At 63.8% G+C, this 5,817-nt stretch carries 8 protein-coding genes; all 8 read right to left on the bottom strand.

Going from position 1 to position 5,817, the window contains the following annotated elements; translation table 11 throughout:
• Nucleotides 1-184: 184 nt before the first annotated feature.
• The 8 genes from MOV75_RS24990 to soxX all read right to left on the bottom strand — a co-directional run bounded on the left by MOV75_RS24990 (nt 185) and on the right by soxX (nt 5,769).
• Nucleotides 185-481 (bottom strand): hypothetical protein, encoded by a 297-nt coding sequence (locus tag MOV75_RS24990; RefSeq protein ID WP_246925791.1) that lies wholly within the window; start codon nt 479-481, stop codon nt 185-187.
• Between the two features lie 97 nt (nt 482-578).
• Complete coding sequence (locus MOV75_RS24985; protein ID WP_246925797.1) at nt 579-1,403, bottom strand: carbohydrate ABC transporter permease; 825 nt, start codon at nt 1,401-1,403, stop codon at nt 579-581.
• An 11-nt stretch (nt 1,404-1,414) separates the two neighbouring features.
• Nucleotides 1,415-2,353: a carbohydrate ABC transporter permease gene (locus MOV75_RS24980; RefSeq protein ID WP_246925789.1), complete on the bottom strand. Its 939-nt coding sequence runs from the start codon at nt 2,351-2,353 to the stop codon at nt 1,415-1,417.
• Nucleotides 2,350-3,675 (bottom strand): sugar ABC transporter substrate-binding protein, encoded by a 1,326-nt coding sequence (locus tag MOV75_RS24975; RefSeq protein ID WP_246925787.1) that lies wholly within the window; start codon nt 3,673-3,675, stop codon nt 2,350-2,352. Before MOV75_RS24975 ends, MOV75_RS24980 begins: the two co-directional genes overlap by 4 nt.
• A 78-nt stretch (nt 3,676-3,753) precedes the next feature.
• The gene (soxA, locus tag MOV75_RS24970; protein WP_246925785.1) at nt 3,754-4,533 is read right to left on the bottom strand and encodes a sulfur oxidation c-type cytochrome SoxA; all 780 of its coding nucleotides are present in this window, start codon (nt 4,531-4,533) and stop codon (nt 3,754-3,756) included.
• Nucleotides 4,530-4,847: a thiosulfate oxidation carrier complex protein SoxZ gene (gene soxZ / locus MOV75_RS24965; protein ID WP_246925784.1), complete on the bottom strand. Its 318-nt coding sequence runs from the start codon at nt 4,845-4,847 to the stop codon at nt 4,530-4,532. Before soxZ ends, soxA begins: the two co-directional genes overlap by 4 nt.
• Nucleotides 4,847-5,314 carry a SoxY-related AACIE arm protein gene (locus MOV75_RS24960; protein WP_246925783.1) on the bottom strand — a complete coding sequence of 156 codons (468 nt, stop codon included), beginning with the start codon at nt 5,312-5,314 and terminating at the stop codon, nt 4,847-4,849. Before MOV75_RS24960 ends, soxZ begins: the two co-directional genes overlap by 1 nt.
• 8 nt (nt 5,315-5,322) lie before the next feature.
• The gene (gene soxX / locus MOV75_RS24955; protein WP_247006778.1) at nt 5,323-5,769 is read right to left on the bottom strand and encodes a sulfur oxidation c-type cytochrome SoxX; all 447 of its coding nucleotides are present in this window, start codon (nt 5,767-5,769) and stop codon (nt 5,323-5,325) included.
• Between the last annotated feature and the right edge of the window lie 48 nt (nt 5,770-5,817).

The following is a 5,817-nucleotide window of genomic DNA, read 5'->3' as shown; positions in this document are numbered from 1 at the left end:
CGCCGTCGCGCTGGCCTACGCCGCGATGGCCGCTGGCTTGTTCGCCGCCAGCAAGCTTGGCGCCAGCGCACCCTATGCCGCGCATCCAGAGATGCACGCCGCGCCGGCGGAGTAGACCTGGGGCAACAAGAATCTGCGGCCGGACGGCATCGCGTCGTCCGGCGCACTCTACCCCTACCGACACTTACGCTCTGGATTCCATACTTACCAGAACGTCCCCGGCGATGATCTCGGGGTCTCCAAGATTGAGGTCGGGCAGGCTTGCCTGAACGAAACCCAGCACTTTGTCGTTCGCCGCGTTGGCGGTCTCGCGGTCCTCGAATATCATCACGGCGACGCCGACGCCGTCGCCTCCGTCCAGCACGTAATAGGATCTGAAGCCGGGCGATTCCCTCAGGATGTGACCGATGCCGCTCTTGGCACGGCGAGCCGCGTCCGCAACCGAGCGAACCTTGGTGTACTTTCGAACGAACATGTACATCAGGGCACCTATGCGTCTCAGTCCCTGCCACACGCATCAAAGCACATCAGGACGGTGCCGGACAGGCTCTTCGGGCGGACGACTCCCGTCGCGTAATTTAGCCGCCCTTGACGGCTCCCGCGGTCAGCCCGGCGACGATCTGCCGCTGCGCCAGCACTGTCAGCAGCAGCACCGGGAAGGTGACGATCAGCGCCGCGGCGGCGAGCGGTCCCCAGCTCAACTGGTCGAACGAAATCATGTTGTAGACGGCGACTGGCAGGGTTCGGGTCTCGCGCCCGGCCAGAACGATGCCGAACACAAAGTTGTTCCAGGAGAAGATCACGGCCAGGATGAAGGCGACCGCGATGCCCGGCCGCGCGATCGGCAGCGCGACATGGCGGAACACCTGCCAGCGGCCGGCGCCGTCGATCAGGGCGGCTTCCTCCAGTTCCATCGGAGTCGTCTCGAAATAGCCGATCATGATCCAGATCACGATCGGCACCGTCACGACGAGGTGGATGATGATCTGCGGTACCAGCGTGCCGAGCAATCCCAGCCACTGAAACAGCAGGAACAGCGGGATCAGGTAGGACAGGCCCGGCGTGATGCGGGCGATCAGGATCACGATCGCGGATTTATGCGCGGCCATGCGCGCGATGCCGTAGCCGGCGGGGACGCCGACGATCAACGCCAGCGCGGTGGCGCTGCCTGTCACGATCAGGCTGTTGACGAAATAGGTCAGAAAGCGGTTGGAGGCGAGGACGTCGGCATAGTTCTTCCAGGCGATACGATCGGGGATGAACACCGGCGGATAGGCCGCGTTGTCGACCTCGAACTTGAGCGACAGCGATGCCATCCAGAGGAAGAACAGGATGGCCGGCGACACGATGACGAACACCGAAAGCCAGAGGCCGATCTGGCCGACGATCTGACGTAGGTTGATTTGACTTGAGGTCATGCGCCGCTCGCGATCTCGGTCCACAGCATGCGCTGGCGGGCGTAGAGCATCACTGCCGCGAGCAGGACGATCAGCAGGAAGAACACCACCGCGATCGCCGAGCCGTAGCCGAGATCGTAATAGGTGAAGGCGACGCTGTAGAGATAGATGTTGATCGTCTCCGACGCCGAGCCCGGTCCGCCTTGCGTGATCGCGAAGATGATGTCGAAGCTTTTCACGGCGTCGATCATGCGGATCATGCCGGCGATGAACAGGAACGGCATGATCAGCGGCAGGGTGATGAAACGGAACACCTGCCAGAAGCTGGCGCCGTCGATCTGCGCGCTCTCATAGGGCTCGGTCGGGATCGCGGCGAGGCCCCCGAGCACGATGAGCATGACCAGCGGCGTCCATTGCCAGGTCTCGACCAGCACCAGCGAGGGAATGACGGTGGCAGGGTGGAAGACCCAGAGCTGCGCGGGGATCCCGACCAGCGACAGCAGATAGTTGAGCACGCCGAGCTGCGGATGGAACATCATGGTCCAGACCAGCGCGATCGCCACCGGCGTCGCCATCATCGGCAAGATGAAAATACCGCGCAGAAAACCGCGGCCGGGAAATTTCTGGTGAAACACCACGGCAGCGAGCGTGCCGAGCGCCAGCGGCAGCACCACCGACAGCACGGTGTAGACCATGGTGTGGCCGACTGCCTCGAGGAAGCGGGGATCGCTCGTCAGCCGCAGATAGTTGGAGAACCCGACGAAGGTAGTCGCCGAGCCGACCTTCCACTCGTTCAGGCTCATCCAGATGGTGAAGACCCACGGGAAGATGATGATGGCGAGCACGACGACCAGCGCCGGCACCACGAACGGCCAGTAGGACGGTGGCCGCAAGGCCTTCTCCGGCGCGGCATCGGACCGTGCCGCGGCCGGAGTCGATTGTGTCAACGTGCTCACGCCTTTTCGCTGCGCTCCAGGATCGGCCGGTACTGTTCGTGCGCCTTCTTCAGCTCGGTCGCGGGATCGGCGCCCGACAGTGTCGAGGTCAGCGCGGCGCCGACGAGATCGCGGAATTCGGCGACCGGGATGACGACGGGAAGGCCCAGCTTGCTGATCTTGGCGGAATCGATCACCGATTGCAGCCATTCCTTGGGCATCTTCACGCCGCTCTGGACCTCCGCATCGTTCAGGATCGAGTTGCGGAACGGTACGCCGCCGCCGGACTGCAACAGCCGCGCGCCCTGCTGCTTCGAGACCGCCCATTGGCACAGCAGATAGGCGGCTTCCTTGTTCTTGCTCGCGGCGGCAATGCCGATGCCGTCGCCATAGGTCGCCGAATATTGCCCCTTCGGTCCGGCCGGCACGACGGTATATCCGACCTTGCCGACCACGCGCGAGGCGGCGGGATCCTCCAGCGGCGGCGCCCAGCCGACGCCGTCGATCCACATCGCGGAGCGGCCTTGCGTGAACGAGGCCATCGATTCCATCCAGTTGAAGCCGGCGACGCCGGGCGGGGCCACCTTCGTCAGCAGCGTCTGATAGAGTTTTGTCGCCGCGACGGCTTCCGGACCATCCGTGAGGATGTTGCCCTTGGCGTCCAGGAATTCGCCGCCATAGTTGAGGAAGAAGTTGGTCCACAGGGTCATGTTGGCGTTGCGCAAGCCTCGCCCGACGAAGCCGTAGGTGCCGTCCTTGGCGTCGGTGAGCTTTTCGGCCGCGGCGACCATCTCGTCCAGCGTCTTGGGGACAGCGACGCCCTTCTTCTGGAACAGCTCCTTGTTGTAGTAGAGGATGAAATAATCGACCGACCAGGGCAGCGAAAGCATCTGGCCCTTGTCGTTCTTGGCGTATTGAAGGCCGGCGGCCGAGAAATCGCTCTCGACGAGATCGGGCGCGGTCAGCGCCGGATCCTTCATGAAGGGCGTCATGTCGGCGAGCCAGCCGGCTTTCTCGAACTGCCGCTTCTGCACATGATAGCTGAGATGGACGACGTCGAAGCTCGGCCGGCCCGAGGTGAGCTCGATCACGACCTTCTGGCGCTGCTGCTGCTCGGGAATCTGCTCGGATTCGACCTGGATGCCAGTGAGATCCGTGAACTCCTTGATGTTCTTTTGCAGGTTGTCGCCGCGCGGGCCTTTGGCGAGGATCACCTCCAGCTTGGTCCCGGCGTATTTCTTCCAGTTGACCTCGGCGCGCGCCGGCAAACCGGTCAGGCCGAGTGCGCCGGCCGCGGCGGTACCCGCTAGCAGCGTGCGGCGCGAGATGGTGTGGTTGGCCAATTGAGTCCCTCCCTCTGATTCATTTTCTTTGGGAGGATACTAGCGGCCGTTCCACGCCTGCCTAGCCCTAATCGACGATCAGGGCCGCACCGCCGGCGTCTCCATCGGCAGGCCGCGCGCCCGCGACATCAGATAGAGCTCGAGTGCGACCAGTTCGGGCGAGCCGTAATCATAGGCCTGCGCGCGGACGCCGCTCATGCAGCTGCGCAGCCGCCGTTCCAGCGATCCCAGCGTCTGCCATTCCAGCCGGTAGAGCGGATAGCCGGTCGGCTGTCCTTGCGTGACCGGCGCGCCCGCCAGGCGCTTGTCGAAATTGTCGTCGTGGCAATTGGTGCAGGCGAGGTTGAGCTGACCCTCGCGCTGCATGAAGAGGTTGCGGCCGTGCTCCACGAAGGGTTTTGCCTGCGGATCGTCGCCTGCGGTGATCGCGGCACCGCGCGATTGGTGGGCGACGAAGGCGGACAGCGCCAGGAGATCGCGGCTCTCGTAAGGCAAAGGCGTAGCCTGTTGATGATTGGTGCGGCAGAGATTGATGCGCTGGTCGAGCGTGACCGGGCGCGCCAGCGCCTTGTCGATGGCGGGATAGCGCGCCGCGACGCCCTTCATGCTGGTGCGCCCATCGCCATGGCAATCCGCGCAGGCCTTTTCGGCATCGCCGGTCTTCTTTCCCCATAGCGCCTCGCCGTCCAGCACGAACAGCATGCCCGGATTGGCCGTGTCGTCATCCTGCATCGCGCGCGTGTCGGGCCCCATGAACGAATAGCCGGACCGGCGCGCATCGGGCGGGATTTCACCGGCGAGCAGGGCAGGGGCCGCGGCGAACAATGCCGCCGCTGTTATCGCGCGCCAAACGCTCATTCGACAATGATCGATGCCGATGCGGTGGACGAATAGCCGTTGTCGCCGATCCATTCGAATTCGAACTTGCCGCTCTCCTTGGCGACTGTGAAGAACGACAAATATGGATTGGCCGCAATCGCCGGAAACAGATCGGCGCGAAAGATCTCGGCGCCGTTGTAGCGGCAGGTAAAGCTCGTGATGATGTCGCGCGGCACGAGCTTGCCGTCCGCGGTGTGGCGGAAGCCGGTTTCCATGATGTGCGAGGTCAGCGTGCGGATCTCGATGACGTCGCCGCGTCTGGCCTTGGCGGGAACGTTGATGAGCGCCGGCATCAGTTCATCTCCTCGGTGCAGGCGGCCAGCGTCACGACGATTTCGGCGGCAACCTGCCAGAACGTGTCGTCGGAGAGACGGGCGATCGCCACCACCTTCTGGGTGTCGGCGAGCCGGATCCGGGTCGAGACCTGGGGGCGGCCGGAGGAGGGGCCGAGATAGAAATTCGCGATGTTCGGTTGCGGGTTCTTCTCGTTGAAGACGTGGATGCTCTTGACGTGGTCGTCGGCCGTCATCGCGCTTGCGACGCTCACCGTCATCGGCACCGTATTGCCGTTCTCGACCAGTGGCGGAATGTCGAGCTTCACCCTGCCGGTACGAAGTTGTGCTTCGCCGACGACATTGCGGATCGCGTTATTGAGCATCGCGGGCGTGGCTTGAAGTGGACGCAGGGTGACGATCGGGATCGTCCCGGCGGCAGTGATGCCTCCGGCAAAGCTTAGGAATTGTCGTCGCGTGGTTGGCATGAGCAGTCCTAGTCGCGAAGTGTTGCAAGAAAAGCCACGATGTCCTCGATCTCCGCAGTCGACAATATCGGCTTGCCGGCGAAGTTACGTCCGACGCGCACGAAGCCGTCGTTGCGAAAATAAGACGGCATGATGGTCTGTGCGTTGAAGCGCGATGCATCGACCAGTCGAAGCCGCAACTGGCTCGCCGTCCATCGGTTCCCGGCGCCGGTGAGGTCGGGCGCGAGGTCTCCCTGGAATCGCGTCTCCGGAAAAGGCCCGGAATGGCAGAGGATGCAGGTCGTCGTGCGCGCCAGCACCAGTGTGCGCCCGCGGGCGGCATCGCCGGGCGATCCCGTGAGCGAGGCTGGAATGCCGTCGCCGACGATCTTGTAAGGCACGAGCTCGTTCGCGCTCGCGGCGCAGGCAAGGCTGGCGGCGATCAGCGCTGCGATATGGACGGATGCTCTAGCCAAAGGTATCCGCCGTGATGGTTTCAAACCAGCGCTCCGCGTCGGCGGCCT

Source organism: Bradyrhizobium sp. PRIMUS42, from assembly GCF_023006515.1.
Classification (GTDB): Bacteria; Pseudomonadota; Alphaproteobacteria; order Rhizobiales; family Xanthobacteraceae; genus Bradyrhizobium.
This window is presented reverse-complemented; position numbering and strand designations above follow the sequence as displayed.